Source organism: Acidicapsa ligni (assembly GCF_025685655.1).
In the GTDB taxonomy this organism is placed as follows: Bacteria; Acidobacteriota; Terriglobia; order Terriglobales; family Acidobacteriaceae; genus Acidicapsa; species Acidicapsa ligni.
In genome coordinates this window covers 457,573-472,728 of sequence record NZ_JAGSYG010000003.1, presented here as the reverse complement: position 1 = coordinate 472,728, position 15,156 = coordinate 457,573, and the positions used below count along the sequence as shown (strand labels likewise).

The window sequence follows — 15,156 nt, the reverse complement described above, 5'->3', positions numbered from 1 at the left end:
CATTAAGAAAAGCCACACTTCGCAAGTTCCGGCGGGAGTATTGCAATAGCTTCTACATCGCAATTTAAAAAAATGCTCTAAGACTCGCCCGTCAGAGGGTTGATGGTGATGGCGGGGATTGTGGTGGGGTCGATCGCCGGTTTTTCCCTGGCTTCTATGGTTTTCGGGTCGGCTTCGTTGGCTGTGCCGGAAAGCTGTTTCTGACCGTCGGCAGGGGTGAATTCGCGGAAGACGCGGTTGGGGTCGCCGGGGAGCATGGAGTTCTTTTCGAGGGCCAGACGGACCTGGCTGCGGAATGCCCGGATGGGGCCGTATTGCTTTGAGGCCAGGGTTTTGAAGACTACGGGATAGATGACCTGGGAACCGGTGATAGCGTCTACGCCTAGGACTTCGGGGTCTTTCAGAAAAAGATCGGAGAAGGCTTTGTCGTTGCGGACGTCCATGGCTACGGACGTTAGCAGCGCGATGACCTTGTCGGGCGACGCGGAGAAGTCCACTGAGACGTTGACGGTGGCTACGGAGAAGTCGCGACTCAGGTTAGCTACAGTGGTGATCTGCGAGTTGGGAACGACGTAGAGGGTGCCGTCGCCGTCGCGGACCTCGGTGCGGCGCAGGGTCATGTTTTCGACGGTGCCGCTCATGCCGGTGAGGCGTACTGTATCGCCGATGCCGAACTGGTCTTCCATGATGATCAACATGCCGTTCAGCACGTCTTTGACGATGGTTTGGGCGGCGAGGCCAATGGCTACACCGGCGATTCCGGCAGAGGCGAGCAGCGGGCCAAGATTGATGCCAAGGACTTCGAGGATCTGGATCGCGGTTAGTCCCCAGAGGATGCCGTTGAGTGATGTGCGGAGGATGCCGGAGAAGGTTTTGACCTGGGAGTTGCGTCCAGGGCGTGAGTTTTTGCGTTCGGCGATGATGGCCATTCGCCGGGTGAGCATGGTGACGATGCGGGTGAGGACGATAGCGATGACGACGAGGACAATGAGATGAGGCAGCTTGACGTGCAGGAACTCCTGGGCGTCGCCGATCCACTCATCTAGAACTTTGCCCAGGAAACGGCCCTCTGCAAAGACGCCTGATCGTATAAAAAATGCAAAAAGAACCATGTTCACTCCTCTACATTCCTTTCTATACTGTGCGCATGAGAATTCAGGATGTCTGTTCACATTCGTTCACGCGGGGTAACCGGGCGAAGTGGGTGCGAGGGATAATTTGCCTGGTCGTCCTGATCTCGGCGCCGTTTTCGATTGGGATTTCTCAGATTCAATCGGGAGCGCCGGAGCGTTCAAATTCTGGGTTTCCTTCGCTGCCGGAGAATGCGAATCCAAAGCCGGATGGGGTTCGCCTGCTGAGAGATGCGACCGAGGCGACGAATAACCTGAAGATGTTTCGAGTGTTGAATCTACAGCGGCAGAAAGATATGACGGAGTATACGGCGAAGCTGCTTCTTCTGGCCAATGAACTCAAGGCCGAGACGGCGAAAAGCGATCCGAATTCCATCCCCGTTGTGGAGGCGCGCAAGGTGGAGTTGATCGCCAAGCTGGCGCATGCCATTCATGAAAAGATGAGAGCTTCAATTGCGAATTAGCAGGGAGGCATGTATGACAAATCGGTGGATGCGCGGGGTTTGTCTAGCGTCGATGCTGGTGATGGTCTCGTTGCCCGTTGGGATTTCGCAGGCGGCGGTTCAGGCCTCCGTTGCTCCTGTTCCGGCGCTGACGGAGAGTCAGAAGAAACAGGCGGAGCTGGCGGCGGATACGTCGCAGTTGCAGGTACTGGCCACCGAGTTGAAGGCGGAGATGGATAAGAGTACGAAGGATACGCTTTCGCTGAGCGTGATGCGGAAGGCGGATGAGATTGAGCGGCTGGCACGGAAGATTCGGATGGAGATGAAGGTTTCTTCGGCGGATTGATTAGACGGATTGAATCATTGATTACTTACAGGATTAGAACCGAAATATATCCTCGCTCTCGCACATGTATCTGCCTACCGCGCTACCCAGTCGGTGGCTATTCATGGCACGTATCCGTCGAATTGCTCGGATACGTGCCATGAAACAAATCATACAAATCAGCCACGCAAATTCTGCTTCCGGTTCTTCGCGTAATTCCGTGCAGCTTCTTAGACGAAGAGTGGGGCCAGGACCAGGGTTACTGTCGCCAGCAACTTGATGAGGACATGGAGGCTGGGGCCTGCTGTGTCCTTGAATGGATCGCCCACGGTGTCGCCTACTACGGCTGCCTTGTGGGCATCGGATCCCTTACCACCATACGCTCCGGTTTCGATGAACTTCTTGGCGTTGTCCCATGCGCCGCCGCCGTTGTTCATGAGCATGGCCAGCAGGATGCCGCTGATGGTGCCGACCATCAGGAAGGACGCTACGGATTCAGCTCCTGAGAGGTTGACTATGTTGCCGAAGCTGGCCGGCAGATCCGAGGTGCTCCTGAGGTGAAAGAGCGGGCTGAGGTGCCGAAAGAGGACGCCGATGGTTACAGGCATCAGGACGGCAAGTGCGCCGGGCAGGACCATCTCTTTCAGCGCGGCTCCTGTAACGATGTTGACGCAGCGGGCGTAATCGGGTTTGCTGGTGCCGTTCATGATGCCGGGGTTTTCTTTGAATTGGGCGCGAACGTCTTCGATGACTTTTTCCGCGGCTCGTCCGACGGCGCTGATGGCCATTGAGGAGAAGAGATAAGTCAGCATGGCTCCGAGAAGCGCGCCGACAAAGACAGGGATACTGGCGAGGTTGACATTGGAGAAGCTCCAATCGAGAGGCAGCACGAATCCGGCGGACTCTACGCGGTGCTTGACGATGTTGTGGATGGTTTCCAGATAGGCGGAGAAGAGCAGGAAGGCGGCTAGCGAAGCGGAACCGATGGCGTATCCCTTGGTGAGAGCTTTGGTGGTGTTGCCTGCGGCGTCGAGGCGGTCGGTGCGGTCGCGGACTTCATGAGGCTGGTTGCTCATTTCAGCGATGCCGCCCGCGTTGTCGGTGATGGGGCCAAAGGTGTCCATTGCGAGGATGTAGGCAGCGCTGGAGAGCATGCCCATCGTGGCGATGGCAGTGCCGTAGATGCCTTTGGCGTAGTCGGCGATGCCGGTTGCGTCCTCAAGGCCGCGAACGCCGAAGTAGTAGCTGAGCAGCAGCGCTCCGCTGATCACGATGACGGGCAGTGCGGGTGTCTCCATGCCGACGGCCAGGCCGGTGATGATGTTGGTGGCTGCACCGGTATTGCAGGCCTTGGCGATGGACTGCACGGGGCGGAAGCGGGTCTCGGTGTAGTACTCCGTGATGGTGACGAAGGCGAATGAAGTGACGATGCCGACAACTCCTGCGCCGAGCAGCCACCAGCGGTCCTGAAGCAGAAAGTGGACGCCCGCGGCGAAGCCCACGAGGGCCAGGAAGCTGGTGACATAGAAGCCCCGGTTGAGGGCGTTCATCGGGTCATCGGTTTCTTTGCTGTGAACCACGGACACGCCAATGATGGACGAAACGATGTTGATGGCATGAACAATGAGCGGGAAGAGAATGCCCTTGATTCCGAAGACCGGAAAGAGGGCTGCGCCGAGGATCATGGCGCCTACGCTTTCGGCGGCGCTTGATTCGAAGAGGTCAGCTCCGCGGCCTGCGCAGTCGCCTACGTTGTCTCCCACGAGATCTGCGATGACGGCAGGGTTGCGCGGGTCGTCTTCGGGGATTCCGGCTTCGACTTTACCTACAAGATCCGCGCCTACATCGGCGGCCTTGGTGTAGATGCCGCCGCCGAGTTGGGCGAAGAGGGCAACGAGGGATGCTCCGAAGCCGAAGCCTACAAGCTGATAGGGAACTGCCTGCGGATTATCGAGTCCGCCAAAGAGCAGAAAGAGCAGGCTGATGCCGAGCAGGGCTAATCCCACGACGATGAGGCCGGTGACTGCTCCTCCGCGTAGAGCCAGCTTGAGTGCGCCGCCGAGGCTGGAGCGGGCTGCTGCTGCCGTTCGCAGGTTGGCGCGGATAGAGACGAACATGCCGGTATAGCCGGAGATTCCCGAACAGGCTGCGCCGACCAGGAAGCTGAAGACGACTTTGCTGGCCAGCGGGGCGGTCAGGGGGTAGAAGTGATATCCGGCGTAGAGTACGGCGGCGAGGACGATGGCCATGATGGCGATGGTCTTGTACTGACGGCCCATGAAAGCCTGCGCGCCTTCGCGGATGGCGGCGGCAATCTCCTGCATCTCGGGAGTGCCGGTCTCCGACGCGAGGACGGAGCGCGCGAACAGGAGTGCGGCGACGAGGGCTAGAACTCCAGCGGCTAAAGCGATCCAGAGGTAGATCGTGTCGGAGCCCGATCCACTGTTGGCCGGGAAGGCCACAAGAGTGGCAAGCGATGCAGAAGATGCCAGGGGCATCGAGGGTGGCAGGGTGGATGCAAACATGCGCGGATCGTCCTCCTGAGGTTTTTGAAACTGCTCGTGCTTTTTCATGGGCTTACGGATGGTGAGGTACTTTTCATCCGCCGGCCCGGAGCTTTCAATACAACTCGTTCAGCACAGTAGGACGAATAGAAACACGACAACAATTCAATCGTCAATACGGATTAGTTATAGTCGGCGGTTGAAGGAGGCTGAAAGCGTCTTTGGAGGAGGTGGTATTGGTTGGTACAATCGATTGGGTTTGAGTATGATTCGGACGGCAAAAGGTCGTTACTGAGTTGACAGTCTCAGGCGAAATAGCCGGCGGAGGTTCGAGGATGGGCAGAGGGGTTCCCAGTATGAAAAATGCAGCGCTGGCGGGTACGTCCGCTTCCTCGATTGATGCTTCGCCTGCGGATAGTTCGTCTGCACTGACGCCCGGGCAGTTGGTGGATTTTTACCGGCTGATGTACGCTTCCCGTCGGATAGACGACCGCGAGATTTTGCTGAAGCGCCAGCAGAAAATTTTCTTCCAGATTTCGGCAGCCGGCCATGAGGCTTTCCAGGTGGCTGCGGCCAAGGCGTTGCGGCCCGGATATGACTGGGTGGTGCCGTATTATCGAGATCGCGCGCTCTGCCTGGCGCTGGGTGTAACGGCTGAGGACATGCTGTTGCAGTCGGTTGGATCGGCGGCTGATCCGGCAAGCGGCGGGCGGCAGATGCCTTCGCACTGGGCCAGTACGAAGTTGAATATCGTGAGCACCTCTTCTTCGACGGCGACGCAGGTTCTTCATGCGGTGGGCGTGGCTGAGGCGGGGCGATATTTTTCGCACTTTCCCGATGCGGCCTCGGTGCCGGAGGGGGACCAGGATTATCGAGCCTTCAGCCATGTGAAGTTTCATTCTGATGAGGTGGTGCTGACCTGCATCGGCGAGGGTTCGACTTCGCAGGGCGAGTTCTGGGAGGCGCTGAATACGGCCTCGAACAAAAAGCTGCCGGTGGTCTTCTGCGTGGAGGATAACGGGTACGCGATTTCCGTGCCGGTCGAGGCGAATACTCCCGGCGGAAATATCTCGCGGCTGGTGGCCAACTTTCCCAACTTCTATTTTGCCGAGGTAGATGGAACAGATCCCGAGGCGAGCTATCGGGCTTTTGTGGGAGCGGTGGAGCATTGCCGCGCGGGTAAGGGACCGGCGTTTGTGCACGGGCACTGCGTTCGGATCTACTCGCATTCGTTCTCTGAGGACGACAAAAATTACCGCTCCAAGGCGGAGCGCGAAGCGGATGCCATGCGCGATCCGCTGCACACGCTGCAGATGCGGTTGTTGCGTGAGGGAATGCTGAGCACCGGCGAGTTGAATGCGCTGGAGCAGCAGATCGACGAGCAGGTGGCAGCGGCAGCGATACGAGCTGTGGATGCGCCACTTCCCGAGCTGTCGAGCATTCTGCGGCATGTATATTCCGAGGACTTCGATCCGACACGCGAGGAACTGGCCTCTGAGCCGCTATGGCAGAAAGAAGGAACTCCGCCAAAGGCTGACCGAACGATGGCCGATATGATCAACGTTTGCCTGCGGGACGAGATGCGGCGTGATCCGCGCATTGTGGTGTACGGCGAGGATGTCGCCGATGCCACGCGGGAAGATGCTCTGAAGGAAGTCAAGGGCAAGGGCGGCGTTTTTTCGCTGACGTCCGGGTTGCAAATGGAGTTCGGTTCAGAGCGTGTGTTCAATTCGCCGCTGGCTGAGGCGAATATCGTCGGACGCGCAGTAGGCTATGCTGTGCGCGGAATGAAGCCGGTGGTGGAGATTCAGTTCTTCGATTACATCTGGCCCGCGGTACACCAGATTCGCAATGAGCTGGCGCTGATGCGCTGGCGGTCAAATGGGAGCTTCAAGGCTCCCGTGGTGATTCGCGTGCCGATTGGCGGCTATCTCACGGGCGGGTCGATTTATCACTCGCAGAGCGGCGAGTCGATCTTTACGCATATTCCGGGGCTGCGGGTGGTGTTTCCATCGAATGCTCTGGATGCGAACGGGCTGCTGCGGACGGCGATCCGGTGCGATGATCCGGTGTTGTTTCTGGAGCACAAGCGGCTGTATCGCGAGCCTTATGGACGTGCTCCGTATGCGGGGCCGGACTACATGGTTCCGTTTGGCAAGGCGGCGATTGCCCGCGCGGGTACAGATGTCACAATTGTGACGTATGGCGCGCTGGTTCCGAGGGCTTTGCAGGCGGCGCAGAAAGCCGAACGCGAGCATGGCATCCAGACGGAAGTGATCGATCTGCGGACGCTGAGCCCTTATGATTGGGATGCGATTGCAACTTCGGTAAAGAAGACAAGCAAGGTCATTGTGGCTTACGAGGATACGAAGAGCTGGGGCTACGGTGCGGAGATTGCCGCGCGTATTGCCGACGAGCTTTTTGAAGACCTGGATGCTCCTGTGAAGCGGGTTGCGGCGATGGATACTTTTGTCGCCTACCAGCCGCTGCTGGAGGATGCAATCTTGCCTCAGCCGGAGGATGTTCTGCGAACCATCGTAGAGTTGAAACGTTTCTAGGCTTTTACTCAGGGCATACATTTTCAGAGCCAGGACCCCAGATCAGATCTGGTTAACTGTCAGCCCCAACCCCAAGGAGCGACTGTGCAGCCGGATTCTTCGGTCAAGAGAGTACTCATCTATCGATTAGGCAGTTTGGGCGATACCACTGTCGCCTTGCCTTGTTTTCATCTCATTCAACGCGTTTTTCCCGCTGCGGAGCGGGTGCTGCTCACCAATTTTCCGGTACATGCAAAGGCTCCAGCGGCGGCTGCCGTGCTGGGCGATTCGGGGCTGGTGCAGGGGTACATGCGCTACTCGGTCGGGACGCGGAATCCCATGGAGTTGCTGAAGCTGGCAGCGGAGATTCGGCGATTCAACCCCGAGGTACTGGTATACCTGATGCCGGTGCGGCCGTTGAAGGCGGTTCGGCGCGATGCGTTGTTCTTTCGCTGGGCCGCGGGCGTGAAGCGAATTGTCGGGCTGCCGGGTCTGGCCGAGCTGGAGAGACGATTCGACTCCGAGACCGGGAAGTTTGAGCCGGAGGCATTTCGGCTGGCGCGGACGATGCGCGAACTCGGCGATGCGGAGCCGGGAACGCTGGCCAACTGGAACCTTGGGCTTACAGGCGCGGAGCGGGCGAAAGCTCGGCTGGCTTTGGGAGAACTTGCCGGAAAGCCGCTGGTTGTTTGCGGGCCGGGAACCAAGATGCAGGCCAAGGACTGGGGCCAGGAAAACTGGCGCGAGTTACTCGGACAGGTAGCGCGCGAATATCCAGGGCACGGGCTGGCGTTGATTGGAGCGGGGGAAGATGCCGAGGTCAGCACGTTCGCGGCCGGGGCCTGGCCGGGGACTGTGGCGAATCTCTGCGGCAAGCTTTCTCCGCGCGAGACGGCAGCGGTGTTTGAGGGTGCGCGGCTGTTCCTCGGGCCGGATTCGGGGCCGATGCATCTGGCGGCTGCGGCGGGTGTGCCGTGCGTCATTGCGTTTTCAGCGCGGGGGCTTCCCGGTATCTGGTATCCAATCGGAGAAAAACACCAGGTCATCTATCATCAGACGAGTTGCTATGGCTGCAATCTGGAAACATGCGTGATCGAGAAGCGGCGTTGTCTGACTTCAATCACAGTCGATGAGATGGCTCATGCTGCGGGACGAGTGCTTTCGGCTCAGAGCTAACAGGGAGATAGACGAGAAATGTACATTGTTACCGGCGGGGCGGGATTCATTGGCAGCAACGTGGTGCATGAGCTGAATGCGCATGGAATCACGGACATCTTGATCGTAGACAACTTTGCCAATGCGCGGAAGTTTCAGAATCTGCATGGGGCACGATATGTGGACTACCTCGACAAGCGGGAGTTTAGGCGGGCGCTGAAAGAGAACTCGCTGGGACTGGGTAAGGTTGAGGCGATTCTGCACCAGGGTGCTTGTTCAAACACGCTGGAAGACGACGGCGTGTACATGATGGATAACAACTTCGAATACACGAAGGATGTGTTGAAGTATGCGATCCATGTTGCTGCACCACTTGTGTTTGCATCCACCGCTGCGGTGTATGGGCTGAGCGGTCCGGGGCACTTTACGCCGACAATTGAGAACGAGCGGCCGCTGAATATCTATGGCTATTCAAAGCTCGCCTTCGATCACTACTTCCGCAATCAGTTGGCGTTGGATAATGTGCCGATCACTGCGGTGGGGCTGCGCTACTTCAATGTTTATGGTCCGCGGGAGCAGCACAAGGGGCGCATGGCTTCCGTGATGCACCACTTTACCAAGCAGATGAAGGATATCGGCAAGGTAAAGCTCTTCGGCGGGACAGGCGGCTATGCGGATGGCGAGCAGCGGCGGGATTTTGTGTATGTGCGCGATCTGGCGCGGCTGAATATGTTCTTTGCGCAGATTGGGCCGTATGCGCCTGCTGCCGGAAGCAGCCGCAAGGTATACCAGGGCGTAGTGAATGCAGGGTCGGGCGTGGCCAGCACCTTCAATGAGGTGGCTCATGCGCTGATGCTGGTGCATGGAGTCGTCCCGATTGAGTATGTGCCGTTTCCAGCAGATCTGGACGGACGGTATCAGCACTTTACGCAGGCTGATCTTACCGGGCTGCGAGGGCTGGGTTGCGATCTGGAGATGACCGGGCTGGAAGCGGGAGTGAAAGAGACTTTCGCCACGCTGGACGCTATCGGGGCTTAGGCCGAAGAATCTGGTAGCTGCATCCTGGTAGCAAAGACGCGACTGGGATGCAGCACCTGAGACTTTTTAGGGGAGTTCAAATAAAGCAGGTGAGAGAAAAACCACCCTTGCTTTTGCCTTTTGAGCACGTGAAAGAGAAAGCACCTCTGCTTTTGCCCTTGCCTTTCTGGCTGTCATTCCCGCAGGGAATCTGCTGCTGCTTATAACTGCTTTATTTGTTTTATTTTTGCGGATTTGTTCAAGCTTTACTTGAGCAGAAGATCGACAGCCTCGGCTAGATTTTTGACAGTCCGGTTGGCCAGTTCTATTGCTTTTTCGGCTCCGGCTTTGCGATGTTCGGGGTCGCCCTCAATGAAGATGGTGCGCAGGTTGAGATTGGCGCCAAACTGGATGTCGGAGAGTGAGTCGCCAACGATGACGCTGCTGGCAGGGGCAATTTCCGGGAAGTCGGTCTGAGCCTGATGGAACATGCCGGGGAGGGGTTTGCGGCAGTCGCACTCTTTCTTGTCATGGGCGCAGAAGTAGAAGGCGTCGATGTGGGCACCCGATCTTGCCAGGGTTTCCTGGAGATTCAGGTGAATGAGATCGACGGTTTCTGTGGTGTATTTACCCAGCGCAACGCCCCGCTGATTGGTGACTACGATGACGCGGAGCTCTGCCTGATTGAGACGCCGGATGGCTTCGGCAGTGCCGGGGATAAGCGTAAAGCGATCCCAGGAGGAGACGTATTCGCCCTCGGGAAGCTTTTGGTTTATCACTCCGTCACGATCCAGGAATACGGTTTGAAGTGTACGGCTGGTGAGGGTGCTGGCCGCATCAGAAGAAATGATATTACCTGCGGCATCGAGATGGGCACTGTCGTAACCGGTAGTCACACCGCTATCATAACAATTAAGAAGTAAAAAGACTCGGTTCCCCAAACTGCGGGGAACGTAAACGTACAACCGTTACGGGATTCAGAACTGTACGGATTCAGAACGGCGAAGGAGAATATGCAAGGTCATCCAAACGCGCAAACTGTGTTTTTCAAGGCGATAACCGACCACCTGGACGTGATCAAGGCGATCACAGTGCAGCAGGAACTGGTGGAGAAGATTGCTCTGGCCATGGTGGACGCCCTGGCTGCGGGCAAGAAGATTCTGTGGTGCGGCAATGGTGGAAGCGCGGCCGATGCGCAGCATATGGCAGCGGAGATTGTAGGGCGTTTTCGCAGGGAACGGCGTGGTTTGCCGTCGATTGCGCTGACCACCGACACGTCGATATTGACGGCCGTGGCAAACGATTACGGGTACGAAGCGGTGTTTTCGCGGCAGGTTGAGGCGCTCGGAAATGCAGGCGACCTCCTGATCGGGATATCGACTTCGGGCAATAGTCCCAATGTGGTGAAAGCGGTTGAAGTGGCCAAGGAACTCGGCATGGTCACAGTTGCCTTCACGGGAATCGGCGGCGGTAAGCTGGCCACGATGGCGGACTTTTTGTTTGCCGTTCCTTCAAAAGACACGGCGCGGGTACAGGAAGCGCATAGCCTGGTTGCGCACATGCTTTGCGACTGGGTAGAGCTGGATTGGGTTCAGACCCAAACGGGTGTTCAAGGGGGCGCGCTTTGATCGAGCAACTGCACGAGGTAATGCATGAGATCGAGCACGAGTGGCCGAACAAGCGGCTGCTGGTGCTTGGCGATGTGATGCTGGATAAGTACATCTGGGGCGAGGTTGGGAGGATTTCTCCCGAGGCTCCCGTGCCGGTGGTGCGTGCGACGCATACGAGCGAGCAGCCGGGCGGCGCGGCAAACGTGGCCATGAATCTGGCTCGGCTCGGCGCTGAGGTTGTGCTGGCCGGGTTTGCCGGGGACGATGAGAATCAGCGTTCGCTGGTGAGCTGTTTGAAAAAGGATGGAATTCGTTCGCTCCTGGTCTCATGCGAGGGTTTTCCGACGATTACCAAGCTCCGAATTCTCGGTGGCCGCCAGCAGATGTTGCGGTTAGACAGCGAGCACTTGGCGACTCGTCCGGATGCGGATTATGCGCGCCTGCTGGAGATTGCCCTGGCAGAGTTGCCGGGGTGCCATGCGGTGGTGCTTTCCGATTACGCCAAGGGAGTGCTTTCGGCCGAGGTTTGCCAGAAGGTGATCGCCGCGGCACGCGAGGCGCAGATTCCGGTGCTGGTCGATCCCAAGAGCTCTGACTTTGGACGGTACCGGGGAGCGACTACGGTTTGCCCGAATCTGGGTGAGTTGGCGTCTGCTTCGCGCGAGGATGTGCGGGATCTGGACAAGATGCTTGCGGCTGCGGAGCGGATGGTTCCGGAGTTCGATCTGCAGTTCATGACGGCTACTCTGAGCGAAAAAGGTATTGCGCTGGTACGTGCCGATAGCCGGACGATTCTGCCGGCAGTGGCGCGTCAAGTATTTGATGTATCAGGTGCAGGAGATACAGTTATCTCTGTGTTGGCCTTAGGTTTAGCCTCTGGGCTTCAGCCGGAGACGGCAGTTCAACTGGCCAACATCGCGGCGGGAATAGTCGTCGCCAAAGTTGGAACGGTGCCGATCGAGAAGCACGAGCTGCTCGCAGCGCTGGCTCCGGAGATTGCGCTGCATGCTGTGGACAAGGTAGTTTCGCGAGAAGAGTTGGTGAATCGCGTGAACACCTGGCGAGCAGTAGGAGAGCGCGTTGCGTTCACCAATGGCTGCTTTGACCTGCTGCATGTGGGGCACATTACAGTGCTGGAGCAGGCGCGGCGGACAGGCGACCGGCTTATTGTGGCGATCAACAGCGATGCTTCGGTAAGCCGTTTGAAGGGGCCTAGCCGTCCAATCGTCGGCGAACGGGAGCGGGCGCGGGTGTTGGCTGCTTTGGCTGCGGTGGATGCGGTTGTAGTCTTCGATGAGCCGACTCCGCTGGAGCTGATCGTAGCGGCCCGGCCCGATGTGATCGTGAAGGGTGGCGATTACAACGTGGATACCGTAGTTGGCGCGCAGGAAGTAATGTCCTGGGGTGGGCAGGTAAGGATTGTGCCTACCGTGGATGGATACTCGACTACTCGCTTGATCGAAAAAGGCGCGACGGGGAAATAGTTGGTCCTCGGTTTTCTATCCCGGTTGCAAAGCGCGACCGGGGTAGAATTAAAAGGCTTATTTTGTTATTTATAGATCGTCTAACCACCGTTTTAATTCAAGTGTGTAGTTGGGGTCTGTCTCGAATGGGACGCGCAGTGTTGCTGCTGTTTTATGTGAGGCTACGGTCTCGTAGGCCTGCGGAATTACAGGCGGCCTGCCGTCGGTTGGCTGGGCTATCAGCCATAGGGATGGAACCTTCAGGGATTGCGATGCCTGGGTGAGGTCGTAGCGGTCGCTTACGATCCAGTGAGCGGGGACAAGCTTACTGCGGGAATCGCTGAAGATTGAGGCCACCGGGTCTGCTTGCGGCTGGGCCAGGATTGCCCCGGCAAGTGCATTGTGGCTCGCGGCAAGCTCGGCTGCCAGGTTAGCACCGAGGCCCGTGCCGTAAAGCACGATACTGTTCAACTCGATGTGGCGGGTCTGAGTCAGGTAGCTGAGAGCCGATTCGGCATCCTGGCGGAGATGCTCTTCGCTGGGCCTGGCTGGAAGGCTCTGGCCGAAGCTGCGGTAATCGAAGGCAAATACGGAGAGATTCTGGCGATGCAGGGCGGCGAGGGTGTCCACTGTATCGCCAAGGTTGCCGTCTGCGCCGTGCAGCAGGAGGACAGTTTTGCCTGTGATAGTTTTGCCTGAGTCGGCTGCCGGGAGCCACCAGCCAGTTAGCTGAGGCGTTCCTGTTTCGGTGGTGGCAAAGTGGATGGTTTCATAGCTGAGGCCGACGCTGGCCGGGGTGCGGGTGATGGCGGCTTTGGGGTGGTAGAGCAGTTGCCAGCTACCTTGCCAGAAGAGCAAGCAGAGCGTCAGCCATGCGCACGCCAGCGCCAGAAGGACCACGACTCCCGCCGCGCTCAGCAGCCAGCGCGCGGAGATATTTGGAAAGGCCGTAGCGGGCTGCTGCTGCATTTCCTGCATGGCTTTTGAAAAGGAGGACTGGGCGGGCGGCTGTTTTGATTTGGATGCGGCGGCGCGGGATGGCTTTTGGGTGGGCATTTGTGCGGTTTCTGTCAGTCTTGAATTTCAATGGTATCGCGGCGTGTGAGAAAGTGCTTTCGGATGCAGTCGGGTGCAGGGTCAACCGGCTAGCATGAAGCGTTGGACGGAGATAGATGAGGATGTCTGGTCTGGTTCGGATTTGTCTTGGGAAGAAGCTGCCTCACGAGGGCGAGGTGCGTGAGATGCATGCCGGCGGCCGTCAGTTCTGCGTGGCGATGGTGGATGGAGAGATTTCAGTGCTGGATAATCTCTGCCCGCACAAGGGTGGGCCGCTGGGGCAGGGATTTGTCGAGCATGGGCGCGTGCTTTGTCCGTGGCATGACTGGTCGTTTGATCTCAAGACAGGGGAGCAGCATAAAGGTAAGGCTCAGGTGCGCGTCTATGATGTGGACGTTGAGGATGGGGAACTGTTCGTTCGGTTGTCCTGAGGATCTGTCACTTCTGGCAGGAGTCTAACGGGCCTAATTCTGTGCCCAGGGCTTTCAGTTTTTGGCTTAGGCGCGACGCTACTCCTGCGAATGGGCCGTTGGGCAGAGCGGCGGAGTTCAGGGCTTTTTCCGTGCCGCAGATTTGGAGTGGTTCTGTAGCGATGTTGAGCGAGTGGAGCAGCTTTGGATCGCCGTAAATGGGAATGCCGTTGATTACGACCAGATCGACCGCAGTGATATTTCCGGTGAGGATTGCTTCGTAGGGATTCGCTTGAGTCGTTTGGCTTGCTTGATTCGATGTCGAACTTGAACTGACCAGGAAGAAATCGGCCAGTTGACCAGCGGCGATGGTGCCTGTTTTGTCGTCGATTCTGGCAACTCTTGCCGGAATGCTGGAGGCCATTTCTACCAGTTGCCGGCTGCTGAAAAGGCTGTTCAGGTCGCGGGTGCTGACCTTGTGCGCGTATTGGATCTCTTCCCACATATTGTCGGAGCCGCTTGGAGACCAGTCGGGAGCGAGGGAGATGGTGACTCCTTCGCGAAAGGCTGCGTCTACGTTGGCGGTGCGGCCGTAGAGTTCGAAGTTGCTGCGCGGCGACCAGACGATCGAGGCTCCGGCGCGATGGACGCGGGCCAACTGGCTGGGCGATAAGCCGACGGAATGAATGAGCGCCGTGTGCGCGGTGAGCAGGTTGTGGGCGTCGAGCAGGTCGAGTTCCTGGGCGGATTCGGCATCGGTCGGCAGGCCCTCGGCTATGTGGATGGCCAACAGATCGAGGCTGCCGTCGGCGATGGATTGCCGGTAATGAGCCGCGGTCATAGCATCCATATCGCGGGGCAGAATGCCGATGGAGTTGGCGATGCGTTCGTGATCGACTTGAGGGCCGTAAAAGCCGGTGAAGTGGTCGAGGTTGCGGACGAGTCCTCGGATGCAGTCCGGAGTGGGTTTGGCAGGGTTGTTGGAGCCTATTCCAATGATGGAGGTGGTGCCGCCGATGAGCGCTTTGACTTCGACATATTCATCGACGTCGCAGAAGTTGGAACCGTCGGCGAAGAGGGTGCGTGCTTTGCTTTCGAGCTGCTGCTGATATACGTCCCAATCACGCCAGGCGTAGCGATTGGAAAATTTGTGGGGCGGCGTCCAACGGGGAAAGACATTGAAGGTTGGGTGATTGTGCAGATCGACGAAGCCCGGGAAGATGAGGTCGTTGGTTTCGAGAGTTTGGGCGTTGGGGATTTCCGGGCGTTCGCGGCTAATGGTTAGGATGCGTCCGTTGAGGATGTCGAGCCAGCCGCCGGGGATGACTCCGTCGGGGGTGACGAGATTGCCGCTTATCAGCAGATGTTGCGTGGCTTGCTGAGCTTGCGTAATGAGGCTGCCGCAGAGAATAGCCAAGGTTAGGATTGGAACGCGCATGGTTTAGTCATCATGCCATATCGCTGTTACGGCGGCTCTGTTACGGTGGCACAGGCTTGATCGAGGGC

Annotated in this window: 13 protein-coding genes; 8 read left to right on the top strand and 5 right to left on the bottom strand. The window is 58.0% G+C overall.

What is annotated here, in order from left to right:
* Positions 1-77 precede the first annotated feature (77 nt).
* Positions 78-1,112, bottom strand: a complete 1,035-nt coding sequence (locus OHL19_RS12400; RefSeq protein WP_263358012.1) for a mechanosensitive ion channel family protein — start codon at positions 1,110-1,112, stop codon at positions 78-80.
* A 92-nt stretch (positions 1,113-1,204) separates the two neighbouring features.
* Between OHL19_RS12400 and OHL19_RS12395 the strand changes: the two genes are divergently transcribed.
* Both OHL19_RS12395 and OHL19_RS12390 read left to right on the top strand, forming a co-directional pair.
* Positions 1,205-1,594, top strand: a complete 390-nt coding sequence (locus tag OHL19_RS12395; RefSeq protein WP_263358011.1) for a hypothetical protein — start codon at positions 1,205-1,207, stop codon at positions 1,592-1,594.
* Between the two features lie 13 nt (positions 1,595-1,607).
* Positions 1,608-1,919, top strand: a complete 312-nt coding sequence (locus tag OHL19_RS12390) for a hypothetical protein (protein WP_263358010.1) — start codon at positions 1,608-1,610, stop codon at positions 1,917-1,919.
* 209 nt (positions 1,920-2,128) lie between these two features.
* Here OHL19_RS12390 and OHL19_RS12385 read toward each other — a convergent pair whose 3' ends face one another.
* Positions 2,129-4,423 (bottom strand): sodium-translocating pyrophosphatase, encoded by a 2,295-nt coding sequence (locus tag OHL19_RS12385; RefSeq protein ID WP_263358009.1) that lies wholly within the window; start codon positions 4,421-4,423, stop codon positions 2,129-2,131.
* Between the two features lie 335 nt (positions 4,424-4,758).
* On the opposite strand from OHL19_RS12385, the gene OHL19_RS12380 reads away from it, so the two are divergent.
* The 3 genes from OHL19_RS12380 to rfaD all read left to right on the top strand — a co-directional run bounded on the left by OHL19_RS12380 (position 4,759) and on the right by rfaD (position 9,132).
* The gene (locus tag OHL19_RS12380) at positions 4,759-6,960 is read left to right on the top strand and encodes an alpha-ketoacid dehydrogenase subunit alpha/beta (RefSeq protein WP_263358008.1); all 2,202 of its coding nucleotides are present in this window, start codon (positions 4,759-4,761) and stop codon (positions 6,958-6,960) included.
* 84 nt (positions 6,961-7,044) lie between these two features.
* Positions 7,045-8,115 (top strand): glycosyltransferase family 9 protein, encoded by a 1,071-nt coding sequence (locus OHL19_RS12375; RefSeq protein WP_263358007.1) that lies wholly within the window; start codon positions 7,045-7,047, stop codon positions 8,113-8,115.
* Between the two features lie 18 nt (positions 8,116-8,133).
* Positions 8,134-9,132, top strand: a complete 999-nt coding sequence (gene rfaD, locus OHL19_RS12370) for an ADP-glyceromanno-heptose 6-epimerase (protein ID WP_263358006.1) — start codon at positions 8,134-8,136, stop codon at positions 9,130-9,132.
* Positions 9,133-9,377: 245 nt separating this feature from the next.
* Here the strand turns inward: rfaD and OHL19_RS12365 are convergent, their stop codons facing one another.
* Positions 9,378-10,007 (bottom strand): D-glycero-alpha-D-manno-heptose-1,7-bisphosphate 7-phosphatase, encoded by a 630-nt coding sequence (locus tag OHL19_RS12365; RefSeq protein WP_263358005.1) that lies wholly within the window; start codon positions 10,005-10,007, stop codon positions 9,378-9,380.
* Between the two features lie 117 nt (positions 10,008-10,124).
* Between OHL19_RS12365 and gmhA the strand changes: the two genes are divergently transcribed.
* Together gmhA and hldE are read left to right on the top strand one after the other, a co-directional pair.
* Positions 10,125-10,739, top strand: a complete 615-nt coding sequence (gene gmhA, locus OHL19_RS12360; protein WP_263358004.1) for a D-sedoheptulose 7-phosphate isomerase — start codon at positions 10,125-10,127, stop codon at positions 10,737-10,739.
* Positions 10,736-12,205 (top strand): bifunctional D-glycero-beta-D-manno-heptose-7-phosphate kinase/D-glycero-beta-D-manno-heptose 1-phosphate adenylyltransferase HldE, encoded by a 1,470-nt coding sequence (gene hldE / locus OHL19_RS12355; RefSeq protein ID WP_263358003.1) that lies wholly within the window; start codon positions 10,736-10,738, stop codon positions 12,203-12,205. The genes gmhA and hldE overlap by 4 nt, the downstream gene beginning before the upstream one ends.
* Before the next feature lie 69 nt (positions 12,206-12,274).
* On the opposite strand, the gene OHL19_RS12350 is transcribed toward hldE, so the two are convergent.
* Positions 12,275-13,240 carry an alpha/beta hydrolase gene (locus OHL19_RS12350; RefSeq protein WP_263358002.1) on the bottom strand — a complete coding sequence of 322 codons (966 nt, stop codon included), beginning with the start codon at positions 13,238-13,240 and terminating at the stop codon, positions 12,275-12,277.
* Positions 13,241-13,362: 122 nt separating this feature from the next.
* Between OHL19_RS12350 and OHL19_RS12345 the strand changes: the two genes are divergently transcribed.
* Positions 13,363-13,671: a Rieske (2Fe-2S) protein gene (locus OHL19_RS12345; protein WP_263358001.1), complete on the top strand. Its 309-nt coding sequence runs from the start codon at positions 13,363-13,365 to the stop codon at positions 13,669-13,671.
* 7 nt (positions 13,672-13,678) lie between these two features.
* Here OHL19_RS12345 and OHL19_RS12340 read toward each other — a convergent pair whose 3' ends face one another.
* Positions 13,679-15,088 (bottom strand): amidohydrolase family protein, encoded by a 1,410-nt coding sequence (locus OHL19_RS12340; RefSeq protein ID WP_263358000.1) that lies wholly within the window; start codon positions 15,086-15,088, stop codon positions 13,679-13,681.
* Positions 15,089-15,156: the final 68 nt, after the last annotated feature.

Coding starts and splice junctions, on each gene's coding strand:
- OHL19_RS12400 (WP_263358012.1), bottom strand. CDS start 1,112: ATGGTTCTTTTTGCATTTTTTATACGATCAGGCGTCTTTGCAGAGGGC.
- OHL19_RS12390 (WP_263358010.1), top strand. CDS start 1,608: ATGACAAATCGGTGGATGCGCGGGGTTTGTCTAGCGTCGATGCTGGTG.
- OHL19_RS12385 (WP_263358009.1), bottom strand. CDS start 4,423: ATGTTTGCATCCACCCTGCCACCCTCGATGCCCCTGGCATCTTCTGCA.
- OHL19_RS12380 (WP_263358008.1), top strand. CDS start 4,759: ATGAAAAATGCAGCGCTGGCGGGTACGTCCGCTTCCTCGATTGATGCT.
- rfaD (WP_263358006.1), top strand. CDS start 8,134: ATGTACATTGTTACCGGCGGGGCGGGATTCATTGGCAGCAACGTGGTG.
- gmhA (WP_263358004.1), top strand. CDS start 10,125: ATGCAAGGTCATCCAAACGCGCAAACTGTGTTTTTCAAGGCGATAACC.
- OHL19_RS12350 (WP_263358002.1), bottom strand. CDS start 13,240: ATGCCCACCCAAAAGCCATCCCGCGCCGCCGCATCCAAATCAAAACAG.
- OHL19_RS12345 (WP_263358001.1), top strand. CDS start 13,363: ATGTCTGGTCTGGTTCGGATTTGTCTTGGGAAGAAGCTGCCTCACGAG.
- OHL19_RS12340 (WP_263358000.1), bottom strand. CDS start 15,088: ATGCGCGTTCCAATCCTAACCTTGGCTATTCTCTGCGGCAGCCTCATT.